This is a genomic window from Coleofasciculus sp. H7-2 (assembly GCF_042747725.1).
GTDB lineage: Bacteria > Cyanobacteriota > Cyanobacteriia > Cyanobacteriales > FACHB-T130 > FACHB-T130.
Window position 1 is genome coordinate 13,919 of the sequence record NZ_JBHZGO010000098.1, and the last position, 19,519, is coordinate 33,437.

General features: G+C 47.2%; 18 protein-coding genes and 1 pseudogene. 5 read left to right on the forward strand and 14 right to left on the reverse strand.

The genetic code is table 11. The annotated features are described in order from the left end of the window. Positions 1–53 precede the first annotated feature (53 nt). Positions 54–557, forward strand: coding sequence for a tRNA adenosine(34) deaminase TadA (gene tadA, locus ACFW2W_RS19190; RefSeq protein WP_378181948.1), 504 nt, complete (start codon positions 54–56; stop codon positions 555–557). 150 nt (positions 558–707) lie between these two features. Continuing rightward, entirely contained in the window at positions 708–1,490 is a 783-nt protein-coding gene (locus ACFW2W_RS19195; protein ID WP_378181734.1) for a lysophospholipid acyltransferase family protein, read from the forward strand. A gap of 557 nt (positions 1,491–2,047) precedes the next feature. On the opposite strand, the gene ACFW2W_RS19200 is transcribed toward ACFW2W_RS19195, so the two are convergent. From ACFW2W_RS19200 to ACFW2W_RS19215, 4 genes are all read right to left on the reverse strand, one after another. Next, entirely contained in the window at positions 2,048–4,153 is a 2,106-nt protein-coding gene (locus tag ACFW2W_RS19200) for a S8 family serine peptidase (RefSeq protein WP_378181737.1), read from the reverse strand. Between the two features lie 60 nt (positions 4,154–4,213). Then, complete coding sequence (locus ACFW2W_RS19205; RefSeq protein ID WP_378181740.1) at positions 4,214–6,511, reverse strand: GAF domain-containing protein; 2,298 nt, start codon at positions 6,509–6,511, stop codon at positions 4,214–4,216. Further along, positions 6,508–9,135 (reverse strand): response regulator, encoded by a 2,628-nt coding sequence (locus ACFW2W_RS19210; protein ID WP_378181743.1) that lies wholly within the window; start codon positions 9,133–9,135, stop codon positions 6,508–6,510. Before ACFW2W_RS19210 ends, ACFW2W_RS19205 begins: the two co-directional genes overlap by 4 nt. A gap of 172 nt (positions 9,136–9,307) precedes the next feature. Beyond that, positions 9,308–9,508 carry a hypothetical protein gene (locus ACFW2W_RS19215; RefSeq protein ID WP_378181746.1) on the reverse strand — a complete coding sequence of 67 codons (201 nt, stop codon included), beginning with the start codon at positions 9,506–9,508 and terminating at the stop codon, positions 9,308–9,310. A gap of 10 nt (positions 9,509–9,518) precedes the next feature. Between ACFW2W_RS19215 and ACFW2W_RS19220 the strand changes: the two genes are divergently transcribed. Then, entirely contained in the window at positions 9,519–10,196 is a 678-nt protein-coding gene (locus ACFW2W_RS19220; RefSeq protein WP_378181749.1) for a Uma2 family endonuclease, read from the forward strand. Positions 10,197–10,328: 132 nt separating this feature from the next. Next, entirely contained in the window at positions 10,329–10,916 is a 588-nt protein-coding gene (locus tag ACFW2W_RS19225) for a Uma2 family endonuclease (RefSeq protein WP_378181752.1), read from the forward strand. A gap of 214 nt (positions 10,917–11,130) precedes the next feature. On the opposite strand, the pseudogene ACFW2W_RS19230 reads toward ACFW2W_RS19225, so the two are convergent. From ACFW2W_RS19230 to ACFW2W_RS19275, 10 genes and pseudogenes are all read right to left on the reverse strand, one after another. Further along, a pseudogene (locus ACFW2W_RS19230) lies at positions 11,131–11,495 on the reverse strand (type II toxin-antitoxin system RelE/ParE family toxin). Continuing rightward, positions 11,479–11,742 (reverse strand): hypothetical protein, encoded by a 264-nt coding sequence (locus ACFW2W_RS19235; RefSeq protein WP_378181755.1) that lies wholly within the window; start codon positions 11,740–11,742, stop codon positions 11,479–11,481. The pseudogene ACFW2W_RS19230 and the gene ACFW2W_RS19235 overlap by 17 nt, the downstream one beginning before the upstream one ends. Positions 11,743–11,952: 210 nt before the next feature. Further along, a complete protein-coding gene (locus tag ACFW2W_RS19240) occupies positions 11,953–12,954 on the reverse strand; it encodes a hypothetical protein (RefSeq protein WP_378181758.1) in 1,002 nt (333 codons plus the stop codon). A 292-nt stretch (positions 12,955–13,246) separates the two neighbouring features. Further along, entirely contained in the window at positions 13,247–13,477 is a 231-nt protein-coding gene (locus ACFW2W_RS19245; protein ID WP_378181761.1) for a DUF4926 domain-containing protein, read from the reverse strand. A 15-nt stretch (positions 13,478–13,492) separates the two neighbouring features. After that, entirely contained in the window at positions 13,493–13,825 is a 333-nt protein-coding gene (locus ACFW2W_RS19250) for a DUF6883 domain-containing protein (protein WP_378181763.1), read from the reverse strand. An 18-nt stretch (positions 13,826–13,843) separates the two neighbouring features. Beyond that, entirely contained in the window at positions 13,844–14,386 is a 543-nt protein-coding gene (locus tag ACFW2W_RS19255; RefSeq protein ID WP_378181765.1) for a Uma2 family endonuclease, read from the reverse strand. A gap of 163 nt (positions 14,387–14,549) precedes the next feature. Beyond that, on the reverse strand, positions 14,550–15,410 hold the full coding sequence (locus tag ACFW2W_RS19260) for a Uma2 family endonuclease (protein ID WP_378181768.1): 861 nt from the start codon (positions 15,408–15,410) through the stop codon (positions 14,550–14,552). A 33-nt stretch (positions 15,411–15,443) separates the two neighbouring features. Continuing rightward, positions 15,444–16,679, reverse strand: a complete 1,236-nt coding sequence (locus tag ACFW2W_RS19265) for a DUF4336 domain-containing protein (RefSeq protein WP_378181951.1) — start codon at positions 16,677–16,679, stop codon at positions 15,444–15,446. A 349-nt stretch (positions 16,680–17,028) separates the two neighbouring features. Next, the gene (locus ACFW2W_RS19270; RefSeq protein ID WP_378181771.1) at positions 17,029–17,892 is read right to left on the reverse strand and encodes a metallophosphoesterase; all 864 of its coding nucleotides are present in this window, start codon (positions 17,890–17,892) and stop codon (positions 17,029–17,031) included. 545 nt (positions 17,893–18,437) lie between these two features. Beyond that, positions 18,438–18,857 carry a hypothetical protein gene (locus tag ACFW2W_RS19275; protein ID WP_378181773.1) on the reverse strand — a complete coding sequence of 140 codons (420 nt, stop codon included), beginning with the start codon at positions 18,855–18,857 and terminating at the stop codon, positions 18,438–18,440. Between the two features lie 232 nt (positions 18,858–19,089). Between ACFW2W_RS19275 and ACFW2W_RS19280 the strand changes: the two genes are divergently transcribed. Next, positions 19,090–19,308: a hypothetical protein gene (locus ACFW2W_RS19280; RefSeq protein WP_378181776.1), complete on the forward strand. Its 219-nt coding sequence runs from the start codon at positions 19,090–19,092 to the stop codon at positions 19,306–19,308. Positions 19,309–19,519 lie beyond the last annotated feature (211 nt).

The following is a 19,519-nucleotide window of genomic DNA, read 5'->3' on the forward strand; positions in this document are numbered from 1 at the left end:
AGCCAGCACAGGCGAGTTTAGTTTGTATAGCCGGTACGGGCACTAGCATGGCTATGGAAATTCCGCCACCAGGAATTGAGGACTCTGCGTACCTAGTTCACCGACAATGGATGAGTCGAGCGCTAGAACTTGCCGAGAAGGCGGGTGATGCTGGGGAAGTGCCAGTGGGAGCAGTGATTGTTAGTGCAGATGGTAACTTGATTGCAGAGGGTGAAAATCGCAAAGAGCGCGATCAAGACCCGACTGCCCACGCCGAAATTTTAGCTCTTAGAGCTGCTGGGCAAGCAATGCAGAACTGGCACCTTAACCAATGCACCCTCTACGTTACCCTAGAACCTTGCCCCATGTGCGCCGGTGCGATCGCGCTAGCACGTCTGCGGCTTCTCGTTTACGGTGTGGACGATCCAAAAACTGGCGCGATTCGTACCGTTGCCAATATTCCAGATAGTGCTGGCTCTAACCACCGCTTGCCAGTCATCAGTGGTATCTTAGAGTCTGCCTGCCGCCAACATCTGCAATCCTGGTTTGCCCAGCGGCGCTTAAAAAGTCAAAAGTAAAAAGGCAAAAGGCAAAACAAAAGAATTGCTCTTATTATGTTTACTTTTACTCTGCTAATGACAGCATGAGAACTGTCCTTCTAGTAGAAGACAGATGCCGTAATCATACATAAGCTGGAATTATGGATGCTGTGAGAAGTTTTATTCGTGATGACTCAGTTCGACCCCTCTGAACAAACGATAGAGACACCAAAACCTGTCAAGGTAGTTCCTGTTACTTCCCGTGTTTTACCTTGGCTAGCTTCCTTAGGCTATAAGCTGACGAAATATCTTGTCATACCGTTTTATTTTGGTAAAGCCGAAGTCACCGGACAAGAGAATATCCCCGCTACCGGGCCGGTGATTCTGGCTCCGACCCATCGCGCCCGCTGGGATGCGTTTGTCGTGCCTCACGCCGCTGGACGACCTGTGACGGGTCGTGACCTGCGGTTTATGGTGTCAGCGGATGAAATGAAAGGGTTGCAAGGGTGGTTCATCAGCCGCATGGGAGGGTTTCCAGTGGATACTCGAAATCCGGGAGTTGGCACTTTTCGTCATGGCGTCGAAGTTCTCCGCCAGGGAGAAGTGCTGGTCATCTTCCCAGAGGGCGGCATCTACCAGGATAAGCGCGTTCACCCCCTCAAGTCGGGTTTGGCTCGAATTGCCTTGCAAGTGGAATCCAGCCAACCAGAATTGGATGTCAAAATTGTGCCCATCAGCGTCCGTTACGGCAGCCCGGTGCCGCATTGGGGCTGCGGTATCAAAGTTCACATTGGTTCGCCGATCTCAGTAGCGAATTATTGCAGCAATACGCCAAAACAAAGTGCGAAAAAACTAACCGCCGATTTAGAAGCTGCGCTTAAACAGATAGATGGATGCGAAGTAGAAGAGGTGGATACGCTCTGTGCTGCTCCCCCCTTAGAGAAAGTATCGGGCGCTCAGTCATCGTTTTAAAATCTCTATCGCAATTCTCATTCATTCGCGAACAAAAGCTTTTAGGTAATTGGTAATGGGTAATTGGAGAGAACCCATTACTGATTACGGTTGCCGCTATTTCTATACATCAATTCGGATTGCTTGCTATAGACAATCCCATTTAAGTAGAGACGCGATATGTCGTGTCTCTACAGAGTTTCACGAATCATCTAGAGCGTCAGTCAATTACGGTATTGATCGGGACTTACGCAAAGCTTATACATATAGAGTTTTGTAGGAGCAATCCCCTGTGGTTGCCCCCACATGTGGTGATGTTGCGTAAGTCCTGTTGATAAAAGTCAACTTAAGCCCTGGCGACTGGAAGTTGCGGCTACGCCAACCCCCCTTACCCCCCTTCAAGAAGAAGAGGGGCAGAAGTTGCTTCGCATTTATAAACTAAGCCCGCCTGACGCGGACTAAAGAAAAATCATGAGTTTTGAACTGGAGAAGGCAGGTGCGAGTCTGTATAGCTGCGGTTTCAACCGCCAAGCCAATCTTAAGTGGACACCAATGGGCACGGCAGTGCAGTGCCCTACTCAGACGCCCAAGGTTAATTCCCAGCTGTTCAAAGTCCCAGTATCCATCTGGGCATAATCCACCACCCACAACTGCCAGACGCCTGCTGCGGGTTTGTTGAGGAGTTGCTTGAGTGCGGGGGTATTTTGCAGCGTGTAGGTGGCTTGCAATTGAGTTGTAGAACCCAGCGTGCGACCTTGCAACAGCACCGTAATCCCGTTAGGACTTCTCAAACTAACCTCGATATCCCCTAGAAACTCGTGTTGAATGTTGACGCTGACTTGGATATCTCGTAGGGGGCTGGCGTTAGTCGCGTTAATTGCGCTGGTAACACCTTGGGAGTTGTAGTCGGGAATGGGGACGAGGTTGTCATTGCGTCCTTGCAAAACTTGGGAGGCTTGCGATGGTTGGACGCGCTGCTGTTGGGCAGCTTGAACAGCTTTAAAAGCATTGACTTTGCCATAGCCGAACCACTGAGAGAAACCGTTCGCATCGTAACTGCCCAATCGAAAAGTCAATTGGGGGTCGGAGTCGGGGTCAACTACTTTGTCAGCGGTTTGTTGCAGAATTTGCCTGACTTCTTTTGCAGTTAAATCGGGATTGGCTGACAGAATCAGGGCAGCGACGCCTGCGACAACGGGACAAGCACTGGAGGTGCCGCCGAAGTCACTGGTGAAGTTGTTGCTGTCGTATCCAGCTGCCCCTAGTCGGTCAGTGGTAAAGATGCCCAATCCTGGCAGCAATGCTCTGACTTCGGGGGCGGTACTGACATAGCCGGTTTGTTCAAACCACATTCCTGGCGGCGCATTATTGCTGGGGGCACAGACAGAGACGTTGGTTCCCCAGTTACTGTAGGCAGATTTTTTGTTGAGGCTGGTACAAGCAGAAACCGCGATCGCATCTGGATGAACGGTGAAACCACCCAGCCACTGGGTAGGACCTTTTAACAGGTTATTAGGCCATCCCTGCTCGTTAATCGTGCCGCTGATAGGACGATTCGCATTCCCAGCAGCAAAGACGATGACACAGCCTTTACCGTCCCGTCCTTGGGTCGCGGCACGAGTTAGGGCGGCGCGTTGCCGCAGGGAGAGGGGGAAGTAGACGGCTGCTGGCCCCCAGCTACAGGAAATGACCGCAGCACCGTTGTTGATCGCCCAGTCAAATAGTTGTTCGATGGCTTCGTCATCTAGATAGCCAGTGGTGCGGAGGGGCATCAGGGCACAGCCAGGGGCGACTCCCACAATGCCGGTGCCGGTTTCTTCTGCCACTGCAACCCCAGCACAAGCGGTTCCGTGGTTTTCATTATCGTCTCCAGGTAGCGGCAAGAAGTCTTGTTCTTTGAAGTCTTTAGGGGCAACAATTTTGCCAGTTCCCTGAAAATCCGGGTGGTTGAGGTCGAAGCCATCATCTGCCACTGCGACAACGATGGAACGGATGCCTCTGGTGATATCCCAAGCTTTCTCAACCGAAATGTGAGAACCGGCTGCCATCTGAGATCCGCCAAGGTTGTTGAGATACCATTGCTTGGAATATAGGGAATCTTTGGGTCGGTAGTGCTTTTCTTGTCGCACGACGATGTTGGGTTCGGCGGTGAGTACCTCTTTTCGCCCGATTAAGCGGTTGGCAATTTTGATGGGATTTTCCTGTGCTTGCGGACTGACCTCGAAGACGAAGGTGTTGGGAATCCCGCTGACAGGTCGCAGCAATTGTAAGCCAAATAAAGATGCGATCGCTCTTTGGGTTTCCTCATCCACCAGCGGGGCAAATTGAATTGTCACCTGATCCGTTAGGTAAATTAACGTCTGCGGATTCTCTTTGAGTTTATAGACATGACTGGCAAAGGCGACATCCTCTGATTCTCGTGCCGCCTGCATGGCTTCGTCTCGCTGGGATGGGTCAACAATAAATTCTTGTAGGGGAGGGGTCATCCCGCTTCTACCGGGAATTTCCTGGTGCGCTTGGGCGGGAATTGTTAGCGCGAACTCCTCAGATGTAGCGTCGGAGGTGGCGGGGCGAACCGTGAAGCGATCGCTCACTTTCTCCAGCGCCAGTTCTTCACCCCCCCGCTGTAAAATACGACCCACACTTTCTTCTGGCACACCACCCGCAGATTGGTAATTAGTCATTGAGCAAAATACGATGTTTAATTTTTACTTTCTATTGTCTATTACCAATTTTTATTCCTATCAATTAATCGGCAATTCAACTAAAAAACAGGTTTTTTTAGATGTACTTTCAACTTTAATAGATCCTCCTAAATAAGCTACCAATTTTTGGACGAGTGCTAGTCCTAAACCAGTCCCGCCATGCTTCCACGGGTCATTACTCGGAATGCGGTAGAACTTATCAAAGATACGGGAAAGTTCATTCGTGGGAATCTCGATCCCAGAATTGCTCACTTCGATCTGAAGCTTTTCCGATTTAACATAAACAGCTACCGTAATCTTTTCTTCTGGTGGAGTATACTTACAAGCATTATTCAGCAATTCGGTGAGGATACGTGCCAAACTGAATGGATCCGAAACAAGAAGAGGCAGTTCTTCGGGAATGTTTACTTGTAATATTTGCTGGTATTTTTGAGTTCGCTGTTCAAAAGGTTCTACGATATGGGGAATCCAGTCTTGTAAGTGAATACTTGTCTTTTCTAAAGGATGCGCCCCTGCATTGAGTTGCTGTAATTGCAGTAGATCGTTAATTAGGTTCATTTCTCGGTTGCACTCATCATTCAGCAACTCGAAATAGCGATAAATTGGGTGATCTTCGACCTTTTGACTGGTTATCTCATCATACCAATCGCATTGTTTTTCCATAATAACTTCCAACATTTGAATTGCCATTTTCATGTTGGATACCGGGGTGCGTAATTCGTGAGAAACCGTACTTAAAAAATCATCTTTGAGTTGATTGAGTTTTTCTAATTCATTTACTTGAGCCAGTGAAGCTTGGTAAAGTCGGGCTTGACGAATAGCGATCGCGCATTGATTAGCGACCTGTTGTAATAAACGAATCTCTAGTTCGTTAAAAATATATCCCCGATCGTTTAATAACCACAGATCGCCCAAAACCCCTTGGTTATCAAAAATAGGACAAGCCAAGACTGAAGATTGACCGGAAATCGGCTGAATTGGGTTGGGACCTAGTTTGCAAAATTGCAGATACTTTCCTTGCAACAGTTGGGAGTAAATCGCCGGATTACTTGCCATTTGGATTTCGCTTCCCTCAGCTGAAGGCATTGAGAGCGTGTACTCATAGCAAACCGTGGAAGTAGCCCCATTGATGTCATACAATGCCGTATCGCAATACTTAACTCCCAGCACTTGTGCTAATTCTTGCACGGCTGTTTGCAAAATGTGGCTTTCATCGAGGCTGTCGCGCACTTTATCAGTAATTCGTTTGAGCATCGCTTCAAATTTGAGAGCTTGCTGCAACTGAGCGGTGCGTTCCTGTACCTGGTGTTCGAGGTTTGTGTTGAGCTGCTGCACCTGATGGTAAAGTTCAGATTGTTGAATGGCGATCGCTACCTGGGTTGCCAACGAACAGAGAAAATCTATCTCCCACTGTTGCCATTGCCGAGGTTGCGAACAGTGATGAGCAATCAACAGTCCCCATAACTCAGTGCTATCCGTGCTGAGGGCTAAAGACTGGGGGCTTCCCGGCTCCCCTTCCTCAGTCCTGAGTCCTTTCACCTCAGTCCTGTTTTGCAGGATGGGTACCACCAAATTAGCTTTGACTTGAAACTGAGACAATAAATCGATGTGACACTGTCTCAAACCGGCTGTGTAAATATCCGCCGTGGCGCTGATACGACCGTGTTTGTAAAGCTCGACATAATTTTGAGTAAAGCACGGATCTAAAAGTGTTTTCCCTAAGATCGGAGTCCAAGGCTCATCTACAGATTCCACCTCCACGACGCCACTCCAATCCGGATTGAAGCGATAAATAATCACTCGGTCGGAGGCAAGAAATTGCCGCACCTCGCTGGCTGTAGTATTGAGAATTTCTTCCAAGTTCAGAGATTGGCGGATGCGCTCTAACATCGCTCCCATTAGCCGTTGTCGCTGATTTTGCTGTCGCAATTCTTCCGCTGCTCGACTCGCCTGGAGGAGACGGCGCACCCGTTGGCGCAGCACTGCCCAGTGTACCGGCTTAGTGACATAATCGGTGGCACCTGCCTCAAACGCCTGATTGACGGATTCTCGGTCGTCAAGGCTGGTAATGATTAAAACAGGTGTGCGATCGCCTTGAGGAAGGGATTTTAACTGGCTACAGCAAGCAAAACCATCCAGAATCGGCATCAACGCATCTAGCAAAACAATGTCTGGATGCAGGCTTGTGTAGGCAGCTAAGCCTTCCTCTCCATCACTTGCCTCTGCCACCTTGTAGCCTTCGTGTTCCATCATGCCGCGCAGCTGCATCCGCGTGAATCTGTCGTCGTCAACAATCAGGACGAGGTAGGAATCTGGTTCAGTGCAAGTAATCTTCATCGCTGATTTGATTGTGCTGCCATCTGCAAAGCCGCCTTAACGGTTTCAGACTCTGTTTCGATCTGTACAACAATTTTGGATGCACCAGCAATTTCTCCAGCCCGACTCATCGCTTCGAGCTGTTTACACAAAGTAGCCAGTTGTATTGCACCAAGAGCAGCACTGCTGGCTTTTAAGGTATGAGATGCTTGCCTAAGCGCGATCGCATCTTGGTTACTCGCTGCTGTCCCGATTGCTTGCAGCAGTTTGGGAGCATCTTCTAAATAGCAATTAATCAATTGAGTCAATAAATTTGAGGCGTTACCTCCCACTGTTTTAGCAAATGATTGCAGGGTATTGGCATCAATAGGACTACTGAATGATAATGTTGCGTCACTACCCTGTCCGGACTCAGTGTGGAGTAAAGTAGTGGCTTCGCCCTCTGTTGTGTTGTCTCCCCCACTTCCCTGCACCTCTGCACCTCTGCACCTCTGCAAAGCCTGAACTAACTCTTCCTTTCGGATCGGCTTGCTGATATAGTCGTCCATGCCAGCTTCCAGACACGCTTGGCGATCGCCTTGCATGACATTAGCCGTCATAGCAATAATCCAAGGTTTTGTAGGGCAGGCATCCCCTCTACCATCGGTTGCCAACCCTTCTTGGCAGATGCCACGACTCGCCTCTAACCCATCCATTTCTGGCATCTGCACATCCATCAGCACCAGATCGTAGGATTGACGCCGCAAGGCTTCCAGCACTTCTAGACCATTGTCAACAACATCGGCTTGATATCCCAACTGTTGCAGTAAGTGCAAAGCCACCTTCTGGTTCACCCGATTGTCCTCGGCTACAAGAATTCGCAAGGGGAGAGCTTCGGCAAGGTGGGGCTGAAGCTCAGGTAAAGTAAAGGGCGGGCGCTGCACCTTGATCGGCTCTCGTGCCAACAGACCACTCAAGGTATTGTAAAGCTGAGATTGTTTAATCGGCTTATTCAGGAAGGCTGCAAATTTTACTCGCTCTAACTGTTTTTCCCCCGGTTCTTTGCCAAACGTAGTCAACATCACCACGGGTAATGCCTCAGCGTTAGGTAATGAGCGAATTTCTGTCGCTAGGCTCAAGGCATCCATCCCTAGCATTTGCCTATCTAGAATCGCCATATCAAAACGCTCACCTTGACGAAGCCAGCCTAAAGCCTGGGCACCCGATTCAGTTGCCTTCGTCATCATCCCCCAAGATTGGGCTTGCAAAATCAAAATCTGGCGGCTGGTAGCATTTTCATCCACAATTAACAGCCGTTTTCCAGCTAACTGCGGCTGGACAGCATCGAGTTCAACCAGTGGACAGCCAGGAAAAGATCGGGCGATGACGGTGAAATGAAAAGTGGAGCCGTGTCCAACTTCACTTTCAACCCACATCTGACCCCCCATCATTTCACTCAAGCGTTTGCTAATCGCCAGTCCCAACCCCGTGCCCCCATATTGACGGCTGGTAGAGGAATCAACTTGGCTAAACGACTTAAACAGGCGATTCATTCGGTCTGAAGGAATACCAATTCCGGTATCTTTGACGGAAAATTGGATTTGGTAACAGGTATTTGGTAATGAATAAGGAGGAATGGGTGATTGGTTTTCTTGCCAGTTACTGATTGCCGATTCCCGATTAACCATTACTTCTTTTGCCGTTACTGAAACCACTACTTCCCCGGCAGAAGTGAATTTAATTGCATTACTCAGCAGATTCACCAGAATTTGGCGCAGTCTGATTTCATCTCCCAGCACTATGCTGGGGGTTCCTGTCTCGATTTGGTAAGCGAGTTCTAAGCCTTTTTCATAAGCACGGGGAGCGAGTAAATCTAAGGCAGCTTCAATGCAATCTAACAAGCTTAAAGGTTGTTCTTCTAATTCCAGCTTGCCGGACTCGATTTTGGAGAAGTCGAGAATGTCGTTAATGATTGTCAGTAAGGAATCGCCACTGCTACAAATTATCTCGACAAAGTTCCGTTGCTGGAACGTTAGTTCTGTATTCAACAGTAGTCCCGCCATCCCAATGACTCCGTTCATCGGAGTCCGGATTTCATGGCTCATCATTGCCAGAAATTCACTTTTGGCTCTGGTTGCTTCCAGTGCTGCCATTCGCCGGACAACTTCAGATTGTACGGCTTTTTGAGCGGCGAGTCGCAGTTCCAATTCATCAAGGACAATGGCGGCTAAGTCTGTGAGAGTTGCCTTTTCTGCCTCGGTCACTTGACGGGGTTGATAGTCGATTACACAGATAGTTCCTAAGTTGAAACCATCGCGTGTCTGCAAGGGGGCTGCTGCGTAAAAACGAAGTCCAAATTCCCCAGCTACTAAGGAGTTTGCTAACGTGCGGGGGTCTACTTTGGCATCCAGAACGGTGTAAACTTCTTCTTGCAAAATCGCACTGGCACAGAGTCCGAGTTCGGGTCCAATTTGCTGAACTTCTAGCCCATGATGAGATTTAAACCAGATTCGGTCATGGTCAACGATGCTAATAATGGAAATCGGGACGTTGAAAAACCGGGTTGCTAGGGCTGTGATTCGGTCAAAGGCTCCATCCGGTGGTGTGTCAAGAATGTCGTAGCGGCGCACTGCGGTGAGTCGTTCGGCTTCATTGGAGGAAATCATGGTTTTATAAATAAATTATCATCAGTAATTGTCTGGCTAACATACCTGCGGGTAGACGCCATTCTCATCCTTGATTGCATTCTTGTCATTTTTCAATTTATAATTTTTATTTTTAGAATTGCTCGGAAACTGGCAACCCAGACCATGCTAATTCCTTTTTCAGAGCTTTGAGTTACTGTTGCACAAGTAGCGCGTCTGAGCCTAGGGTTCCTTGCAGGTAGAATGGGAATGTTGCACTGGTGGCGATCGCTTTAAACACAACTGCATCAAGACACCGCAGTACAACTATTTTAGCAATTCCCACGGTCGCCGTCCCTGCCCTGGCGACTAAAACAACGGGCCGTAAGGGCGGTACAGGATGGGTAAGTAACAAGGAAGCGCTTATGACAGCGATTACACCCACGGTCAAACAGTCCCAACCCTTCTATCCAAGTGCTGATGGTGCAGTGGCAGAAACTTATGCTCACCTTTACGTTCTACTGACAACGCTAGAAGTCCTGAGACAATATCTCAAGGGTCGTCAAGCAACTGTTTTGGGCAATCAGTTTCTCTACTACGCTCAGGGTTTTCCCAAGTTGCGAGTTGCCCCAGATGTGATAGTAATTTTTGATGTTGAACCGGGAGGAAGAGACAACTACAAAACTTGGGAAGAAGGTCAAGTTCCAGTTGTAATCTTTGAGATGACTTCTACAGGAACTCAAGCGCAAGATACAGGTTTCAAAAAAACCTTGTACGAGCAGTTGGAGGTTCAGGAATATTGGTTATTTGACCCCAGACGAGAGTGGATAGAAGAGCAGTTGCGGGGGTATCGACTTCAGGGAGAAAGCTATCAGCCAATTACAGATAGCCGCAGCGAACCGTTGCAGTTACGCTTGGCTGTGGAGGGGGAACTGATTGGTTTTTATCGGGAGGATACCGGAGAGAAGTTGTTAGTTCCTGATGAGTTGGTGGAGGCACTTCAGCAGGAAACGCAGGCGCGACAGCAAGCAGAGGAACGGGCGGAACAAGCTGAGGCTCTATTGGCTCGTTATCGAGAACGTTTTGGAGAATTGCCTGAGTAGACTGACTTAGTTTGAATCAGAAGCGATCGCTTTCTTGTCATCCTACTTGAATCCGAAACCAAATTTCCTAATGTCATACAGAAGCTGGGTTACAACTTATCAAAATAGCAACTCATTCTGAAATACTACCCAATGACTATTAACAAAAGCTTCTACATTTCACGAGAAGATTACCTAGAGGGAGAACGAACCAGCCCTATAAAACATGAATATAGACGAGGACAAGTCTATGCAATGGTAGGGGCGAAGAAACCTCATGTTATTATTGCTGGCAACTTAGTAACCCTGTTCAATAATCATCTGAATGATACCCCTTGCCTTGTTCTCAATTCGGATATTAAAGTCAGGATTGAATCAGCAGACTGCTATTACTATCCCGATGTTGTAGTAACTTGTGACGAGCGGGATACAGACTCTACAGAAGACTTCATCCTCTATCCGATCTTGGTGATTGAAGTATTATCTCCCTCAACAGCAGCTTTTGACAGAGGGGAGAAATTTGCTGATTATCAAACGTCGCCATCTTTACAAGAATATGTGTTAATTCATCAATCTCAGATGAGCGTCGAGTGTTTTCGCCTTTCCAATTCAGGCGATTGGGTTTCTCAAATCTATAGACAAGGTGATGAAGTTTACTTTGCAAGTATTGATTTTCGCGGCGATATTGCCTGCATCTATCGAAAAGTGCCTGGAATTCAGAATTCTGATGCGCGAATATGAAAGCGATCGCTTTCTTGTCATTTTACTTGAATCCGAAACCAAATTTCCAACTGATAAAGACCTCGTAGGGAATGGTTGAGGTACGAAACCCAACATTTGCAAAGGTTCGATGGGTAACGCTTACGCTCTACTGGAACAGAATCAGGTTGATGATTAAGGGGAGCGATCGCCCCACCGATAATCACCTCAAACCTGTACCTCACCGACAACCTATTTAAACTCCATCTCCTAGATCGTCTAGGTCATCTACAGTTAATGGTGCTTGAACACTATGGCGGACGTACAACACGTAGACTGTAGTATCTCGAATAGTAAACAACACTCGATATATGTTTTTGGCTTTCCCGTAAAGTAACTGCCGAACTTCTTCAGGAAAAATTTCGCGTTCAACTGCCAAGGCACAGCGCTGGGGCTTCTCTTGGAGTGTTGCGTTAGCGTAGCGGCTCCCCTTGGGAGCATCGCATTCATCAACCCTCGAAACCAGCGATAGGCAAATTCGGGATTACGCTCTCGATACCATTGGTAGGCTTGCTCGATCTGAGCTTCGGCAATCGGAGTAATCTCAACCTGAAATGTCATACTTTTGCTGCATTTCTTGGATGAAATCTCCGATAGGACGAGTTTGACCGCGCTCTAGTTCCTCGAAGCCTTGCTGAATGCCTGCAATCGTTTCTAACTGATCGATCAGTTGGCGCACTTTGGTGAGATCGATTTTGCCAGGATCGAGAAAGGTGATCAGAACTTGGGTGCGATCGCTCACATTCTGCGGCAGTTCGGTGAGTTCAATTTGTCCGTTCTGATAAATGCCTTGGACAGTTTTTAGCATAGGTAGTAATAGGGTTAATAGCTCTCTCAATTCTACTAATTCTCTCCTGTGATATCTGTTGCAATTGTCCGATCAATCACCTCTTTCCCTCTGCCCTCGCCGACAACCTAAAGTAGTGCGCTCATGCTTTGCTTTTCTCGCTTGCGCTATGGCAAGTCTGTAGGTAGGGTAAATTGCTACGAAACTCATCCGGCAAAGAAGATATGGTTTCTAGAAAGGTGGATCATCCCCCTCAAATGAGAAGCTGTTTGGCTTATTATCCTTTAGCAATTGCACACTCGTGATTGCTCCCAAATCTAACAGCTCCTCCCTATCCATGAATATGATATGACGACGGGCGGCAGCATCCAGATGTTCGCTCAGTAAAGCTCTAGCTTGCTTAGTAATGAAGTTAGCAGAAATGATAAAAACATGATCCAGTAGATTCTTTCGATTCGTCTCTGGATCGAATATTGGATGATCTAAAGCCATACGTACTTGAGCTAAGATACCGCTAATGTTGCTGTTAATATCTCGCCCTGCTGCATCGATTTTATCTTTTTTGACTTGGGCGCTGAAGTAGATGAAGTGTCCTGTTGGAAGTTGGTACTTCATCCACAAATCTTTGCCATACTCAAGAGCTTTATCACGATGACCAGTCGCCGTTACGCGCAGGAAGCCTAATTGACGAAAGAGTGGAACAAGAAGTTCTTCAATAAACTCGTCTTCAGAAGCTGTATCTAAGAAAGTTGCAATTTCGTTCCGTCGGCTGAGTTCTATAGGAGAAAGTGGACGTGCTTGGATTTTGGAAGTGGCTGAAGTAATACTCGTTTGAACATTTCTGACGTGACAACGTCCAGCAGCATCAAAGTATGCGTGAATACCGTCTCTACCAAGAACATGATTCAAGTCTACAAGTGCAGCATCACGGTCAAGTTTCTCCCTCTGATAGTCAACAGCATCCATAAGCTCTTGAATGACTCTAATAATTGAATCAGATGGTAGCTGTTGAACTGTTACTAAACCTTGATTCAGTTCTTTGAGTATGGTCTCTACCCAGTACTTTCTGGTATCGCCATCATGTATGTATGGTTGGTCACAGGAATGAAAGAACTGCGTAAGCTGTGAACTTGATCGATATGGGAAGTTATTCCATCTAAATCCTCCACTTCCTCCGCTACCGCCACAAATCAGTTCTGCTAAATCACTAATGGTTCTGAAAGATATTCGCATCAAGTTTTCTGTACAATTAACAATGGCAAATATTGGAGGAATTGTTCTGTCTTGCTCAACCCAACTGTCTCTCGACGGATACCTGAATGTCTGGAAATGTCAACGGCGCGTTAGCGATACTTAACAAAGTTATTGCTCCTTCACGAATGACCTGATGCTACAACATATCGACCATTTTGAGACTCTCGAAACACATTTGCTAACTTTGTAAATAAAATTAAAGCTCTAATACTCTTGAATTTCAGCACAATTGTACTTATCGGATTAGTGAGTCATTAGTTGTAGTATCTTGTTATGCTGCAACATCACCAGATACTGGCTCAAAATGCAGCACCATAATCTGATCTGGACGCAGACCAAGAGACTCATAAGTGCGTCCTGTGCGATCGCTAAATTCAACTTCAAAAGCCCTACCATCGGCAAGGATTTCAACAACTGTACCCACTTGCCCACGCCACAGATTAAACTCAGGCAAATTGGCTGTAAGAGCAACTATATCTAACAACTTGATTGTATCTGTCATATAAACCTCCAACTCTTACAACGGGTAGCAGGTTGTCAATCTTGGAATATCTGAGCCATGTTCGATTATCCAACCGCTACGAACTGTAGCGCTTCTCTCCCCCCATTCAAGCACAAAGCCAAGGGTATAACGTTGCCCGTAGTCGTCCCTTCGCCCTAGCTGTACCTCATGTGTTTTGATAACTTCCAGTAAAATCCTACGTAACTCCTCTGCATCACTAGGAGTTATGCCAAGCATGGATTCAAACAAACGTGCCTTATGTTTGCCTTGATCGTGTGTGGAATTGAGACAGTAATCACGTAACTTACGGACATCAACCACAGCACGCTCTGCATTCGGAATTATCATACAACTGACACAAACGACTCAAGCAAAAAGTCTCTCAACAGATACCTGAACATCGGGAAATGCCAATGGCGCGATCGCACCTTCACGAAGAACTTGTTGTGTAAGATAGCGACCATTTTGAGGCTCTCGAAACACAATTACTCGCTTAGCAGATACATCCAAAATCCAATACTCTTGAATTTCAGCAGATGCGTAGATAGAAGTTTTGAGGTCTAAGTCTTTTTTCAGGCTGGTCTTAGCAACCTCTATGACCCAAAAGATATCATCAGGTTCGGGATGGCGATCGCTGTATGCAGACTCTGGCAGTCGAACAATCGCAATATCCGGTTCGGGTTCGGAGTCAGGTAGTGTAATTGGGCCATTGAAACGAACATCGGCTTTCCCCTGTAGCAACTCCTCCAAGTATTTCGCGCCTCGCTTTGCCGTATTGTAATGAATCGGTGTCTCTGGACTCATTTCAACAATTTCACCTGCTAGCAACTCCACACGGCGATCGCGCAAAATTCCCGCTGCGATCATGCGGTGATAGTCATCCACAGACCATTTAGCTAGCGTCTTCATTGCTCCAATCACTCATTCTTCTTGCTTTGATTGACTCAATTCTAGAGTTTTTAGCATGAGAAGCGAACGACTTCGTCGCGCTTTGCTAACGCACCATCCCCCTCAAACTTCATTCTCCCAAAGCTGAAGCAGTACGAGAAGCGATCGCTCTATTCCATTCAATTCAGCTTTGACCGTTCAAAAACGTCTCAGGGTCAATTCCTGATGCTCGGAGTCGCTCAATCAGCGACTGTAACTGAGCTTCCGCTTGTTCAGCTCGCTGTCTCTGTTGTTCAGTTCGCTGGCGTTCCTGTTCCGCCTCAGTGAGAATCCAGTTTCCCTGAGCGTCATACCAACGCAACCACAAACGCTCAATTCCCTGATATTCACCTTGCCACAAACCCAAGCCCAACTCTAACTCAGGTATCCACACTCGTGGCTCCTGTAACTCTAACTCTTGATAATGCGCTCCCACTATCTTAAAAGCTCGTAGCCGATTGGTATAACGACTAAAAACTATATAGTAAGGAATGCGTAAAATCTGCTCGTAAACCTCCCATTTTCGTGGGGGTTTCTCATTACTCTGAGGCTCAATTGCTTGCCCATTGTCTACAACTTCCTCAGACGCAAGTGGCAGTTCCTGATGAATTTCCCCTAAGTCTTCTTTTTCTGTCCCCGGCGAGAGCAATTCCACAACCACAAAAGGATTCACGCCCTCTTGCCAAACCACATAAGAAAGGCGCATATCGACATCATCATAAAGTCGAGGCACGCCCACAACACCAAACCAATCCGGTCGCTTGTACCATTGAGCGTGACGCACATCATAGTAAAGGTTCATGTCGCTGGCACTGAAGACCCGCGAAGCCGGATAGTGGGTTGGGCAGAACGTGAGACTCAAGAATTGCGCTTGCAAGTCATGAAATTCATCGGGCAAGCCAGGTTCCTCCGAGTCTTCGCTAGGCAGATCGTACATGGTGGGCAGCGTTTCTCTGGGCGATCGCGGCGGGTCAGTTTGAGGAACGGGGTATTTGACCGGAAACATAAAGTATTAGAAAACTGGCTTTATATTAACGCTTCACACCTTTTCCTTCTGTGGTGATGTGATGCCGCGCTTGGTCAGATTTTCTTCGAGTTCCCTGATGAATTCAAAGTCCTCCTCAGGCAGAGGCTGACTTCCACCCCCTAAGAAACCCTCACCGATAGAAGACTTCTTCTTCAGGAAGGTGAACGCCCGCCGGAACTGATGCGGACTTGCCTCAATCGGCGCATCAAAGTGGCAGGGAATAATTCGCTGGAAATTCCAGCTTGCCACCTCGTCCGCCCAATCAAGGACTGCCTGAGGCGCTTGGGTGAAAATGAACGATTGCAGCATCGGTGCCACGAACGGGCGACCGCCCCCTCGCAGCGCCTCGAATGACTGCTGCCAGTGAGCCTTCCATTTGAACGGAAACCAACCGAAATACGCCTTCCTTGACCGCTCCGGCGCTTTCAGGGCATCGCGCAATGCCTGCCACTGTCCGCTCATTTCCAAGGCGCTGGGACGGAGGTACAAAGCAAACAGCGAAATGCGCTGCCATCCCTGGCGACGATTCGCCTCACTATCTTCAACCCTCTCCAAGGCGCTGTCTCTGGCGTGGAACAGCAAGGGATACGGGTCAACTTGGACAATCTCTGGCGGAGACTCTGGCACTGAAAGTACCGAGTCTGTCAGCAGCAGAGTGCGCGATCGCTTGTGCAATAAAGCAACTTCTTCAAACGACCCTCGCCCCAAGTTGATGCTCAGCACCGCATAATTAAAGTCATTAGCAAAGGGCGCATCATTGCTATTCTCCGGAAGTATCTGGGTCCGTTTGCTAGGAAAGCCGAGCCAACTCAGCGGCAGATTTACCGGGAAACTCCACTGGTTCGCAGTCACGAAGACCTGTGCTACAGGAAAGCGTCTGGCGAACGGACCCGCGAAAACCTTATGTTCTAAGCCAGAAGCGGTTGGCAGGATGATGTACTTAACATCGCCGTATTTCACCTCCAACTCCTGAACCAGCCTGATACACTCTCTGGTCGGCGCGACAGGAGCATAGACGAGAAGACCCCCTTCAGAGAGCTTAACGACGGTCATGCGAATCGGTACGACAGTGTAAAGGATGCCCTGCATCTGGTCAAAAGTCCAGATCGTGTCCTTCACGACTTCTTTGCGGAGTGTCCGCCGCCGACTGTATGGGTAGAGTGGCACAGCCAGCCAGAAAGGCCATGACCAGTCCCCAGGTCTGATACTCAAACTATCCTGTTGCCCCTGCCCAAACGATGCCCTCAATAGGTGCGTCTGGTGCGCTTTCTTTCGTGGTTCTATCCACTCCACGACCCCTTCCCCTTATTCATGAATGCTGACGCCTGTGTTTGTCGAATTTATAACTGTTGGAGGAAAGCAAATTTTTGACTCTATAACCGAATTGTTATCTAAGCTCTAGACTCTCATGACAATTAGACTTTAAGCAAACACTAGTTTTCTACCTTATGGGATCAATACTCCCCCGATAAAGCAGACCTAACCCCCTCACAAGGGTAGGTTTTTTAGATTTGGGTAAAGGAGTGGGAGAAAGCCGATTTTTCCGTAGATGATTCATCCCCTTGTCCCCTTGTTTTTGAAAAAGGTTCACAGCAAATTACCCTGACTTTGCCACGGTGAGGACAACTACGCGGCTGTCTACATTTAGAACTTGGACTCCTGGGAATAAAGTAGTCATCGGCACCTTCCAATGGGAGTGACCGCAAATGACTAACAACTCGTTCGCTGTGGCAAGTTCAGCGCGAATTGACTGATTTCCGATGAGTTTGGCGTCTGGCTCATTGGGGCCTTCGTGCAAAATTAGGATATCTGGTAACTCCTTGAGCAGTTGGCGAATGGCTTGATGAAAATCCTTTTCTGAACGACGCCAAAGTTTAGTAGGCTTGCCGATAATACCTGAGATGCCAGCGATGCGAAATCCATCAACCAAAGCGATTTCACCATCTAAGTAGCGGATACCTCGCCCATTTTTAAATGTTTGAATTTCTTGTGGCGTGTTTCCCAAAATGTCATGGTTTCCTGCAACTCCAGCAACCCAACGAAAACGGCGACTGAAAGATTGCCAGACTTCGCGGACATCTCCTTCACCGCCACGCTTATCGCTTCGTGCGTAAAGATCGCCTGCCAAAATAATGCCTGTTGTCTGTGGCGATGGAATCTGTCCCTGGTCAGCTAAAGTTTCTAATTCTTCGGCGACACGATGACCGAGAAGGCGTCCATCTGTGGGATTGATACCCTGTAAATCGCTAGCGACGATGATAGCGTCTAAGCCAGGTGGAAGTGAGTCAACTTGTGCCGATAAAATCGGTAAAACTTGCTCAACCACACCGATATGACCTGACGCAGCGGCGGTAATAAAGGGGATTTGATGAATGGGGTGGTCGGAAATAGAAGCAATCCGCATAGGGCTTAATGGTAGCGTTTGCCTTGAAAAGACGTTGCCATCTTGACGCCAGTTCAACCGCGAAATTGCTGCTATTCCTGGCACTGAGTGATTGGAAGAAAGATTTGGTTTTGATATAAACCTACATTATTTAAACATTTTATAAAAGCAGGGCGTCTACTGGATTGCTCATGATTTTGGTTTAAAAGTGTCCGAAAAGCTAACTTTCGGTTTTGATAGAGTACTAAATCTTGGAGCTTTAAAAGTAACTTTACTGCCTCATCATAAGCTTGCGCCTGTGACTTTTCTAGCAGGCGATTGACATTTTTCCAAGCATCGGCTTCCCGTGTCCTTTCCTGTTTCTCTTCTTTTTATGCCGCTTCAAACAAATGCTTGATAGTCCGTTATGGCTGGTTTTCAGGTTGAGGTCTAGCGATTAGTTCAGATAATTTATTATTAAATTCAAAGGAAAGATTCTCTTCTCCCTAAGCAAGCCGCAGCTATACCCGCTCGATCTTCAGGTAGAGATTTGTCAATTGTTTGAAATTCGTAAAGCTGGTATTCGCTCATTGGTACTTAATAGGCTTACAGTTATTAAGGCACTTTGTTGGTCTCTACATCTTCTAATCGTGTAAGTACAGAGCAGAAGATTCAAATGCTGCTTCAGGTGTTCCGTAAAAGCTACCATGTTTAAACATGGAAAGTTCGTACTTCTCGTTACTGTAGGTATAAAACGAAAAACTCCAGGCTTCCTCATCTCCAAAGTAACGGAGCCTACACAAATGTGTTGGGATATTTTGTATTCGTTCGAGATATTCTTCCCTGGATATCGGAAAATTTGCTAGAGGAAAGTCTGGCTCTATCTGAGGATTTTGATAAGCATCTATATAACAGAACTGGCTGCGAAAGCGGATATCAAGGCGAGTATATTTGCCCGCATAGCGAGCTTCAGCATATTTGAGAATCCGCTGCTTGATGCGTTCTTGAACAGCTTTTGGAATCTTAACTCCGCCAGAGTCAGGATCTTTCACCCAAGGAGACATTAGACCTATCCTTGATTTTGTTATTGATAGTCTAAGTGTAAAATAAATTAGCTCCAGAATGGAAGAGTCCGACAGCCACTAGATCCGCTACTTGCGCCTTCTCCGTTTTGTCTGTAGCATTTTAAGATTGCCTTCCAGAGGCGATCGCGCCTAATCCCCATACTGAGGAGGCACTCTTCAGTATGGGGAGCGATCGCTGATAACAATCAACTAAGTGAATCCTATCAAAATTATGACTAATTTCCTTGAGAAAACTTACCCAAGCATTGCCAATTTTGTTTATAGCTATGGTTGGATTGAAATTGGGCAAGATGAAAACAGTAGTTCTTTTATCAAAGCCTTTAATGAAGGTGGAGATGTTTGGATAGGCGCAGATAAATATGAAAGTTTAGATAAAGCTTTACAGGATTTAGAATCCGCTCTTTGTGAGTGGTTGAAAGAGGTCGAATGAGATCGGCAATCTATGATGCCAGTTGCCGAGAGTGGTAAGCTATTCTTGCCTCCCCGAAGCTAAAATCAAACATATAGCAATCCTAAATGATTTGCACTCTCCCTGTAGAGACGCGATTAATCGCGTCTCTACCTACACTAAGGCGAATACTCGCGCACAACTTAAATAGGATTGCTATAGCCCCCAGATGTCTTATTTCTCGGAAAACGTC

Coding starts and splice junctions, on each gene's coding strand:
- tadA (WP_378181948.1), top strand. CDS start 54: ATGGAAATTCCGCCACCAGGAATTGAGGACTCTGCGTACCTAGTTCAC.
- ACFW2W_RS19195 (WP_378181734.1), top strand. CDS start 708: ATGACTCAGTTCGACCCCTCTGAACAAACGATAGAGACACCAAAACCT.
- ACFW2W_RS19200 (WP_378181737.1), bottom strand. CDS start 4,153: ATGACTAATTACCAATCTGCGGGTGGTGTGCCAGAAGAAAGTGTGGGT.
- ACFW2W_RS19205 (WP_378181740.1), bottom strand. CDS start 6,511: ATGAAGATTACTTGCACTGAACCAGATTCCTACCTCGTCCTGATTGTT.
- ACFW2W_RS19210 (WP_378181743.1), bottom strand. CDS start 9,135: ATGATTTCCTCCAATGAAGCCGAACGACTCACCGCAGTGCGCCGCTAC.
- ACFW2W_RS19220 (WP_378181749.1), top strand. CDS start 9,519: ATGACAGCGATTACACCCACGGTCAAACAGTCCCAACCCTTCTATCCA.
- ACFW2W_RS19225 (WP_378181752.1), top strand. CDS start 10,329: ATGACTATTAACAAAAGCTTCTACATTTCACGAGAAGATTACCTAGAG.
- ACFW2W_RS19235 (WP_378181755.1), bottom strand. CDS start 11,742: ATGCTAAAAACTGTCCAAGGCATTTATCAGAACGGACAAATTGAACTC.
- ACFW2W_RS19240 (WP_378181758.1), bottom strand. CDS start 12,954: ATGCGAATATCTTTCAGAACCATTAGTGATTTAGCAGAACTGATTTGT.
- ACFW2W_RS19245 (WP_378181761.1), bottom strand. CDS start 13,477: ATGACAGATACAATCAAGTTGTTAGATATAGTTGCTCTTACAGCCAAT.
- ACFW2W_RS19250 (WP_378181763.1), bottom strand. CDS start 13,825: ATGATAATTCCGAATGCAGAGCGTGCTGTGGTTGATGTCCGTAAGTTA.
- ACFW2W_RS19255 (WP_378181765.1), bottom strand. CDS start 14,386: ATGAAGACGCTAGCTAAATGGTCTGTGGATGACTATCACCGCATGATC.
- ACFW2W_RS19260 (WP_378181768.1), bottom strand. CDS start 15,410: ATGTTTCCGGTCAAATACCCCGTTCCTCAAACTGACCCGCCGCGATCG.
- ACFW2W_RS19275 (WP_378181773.1), bottom strand. CDS start 18,857: ATGTCTCCTTGGGTGAAAGATCCTGACTCTGGCGGAGTTAAGATTCCA.
- ACFW2W_RS19280 (WP_378181776.1), top strand. CDS start 19,090: ATGACTAATTTCCTTGAGAAAACTTACCCAAGCATTGCCAATTTTGTT.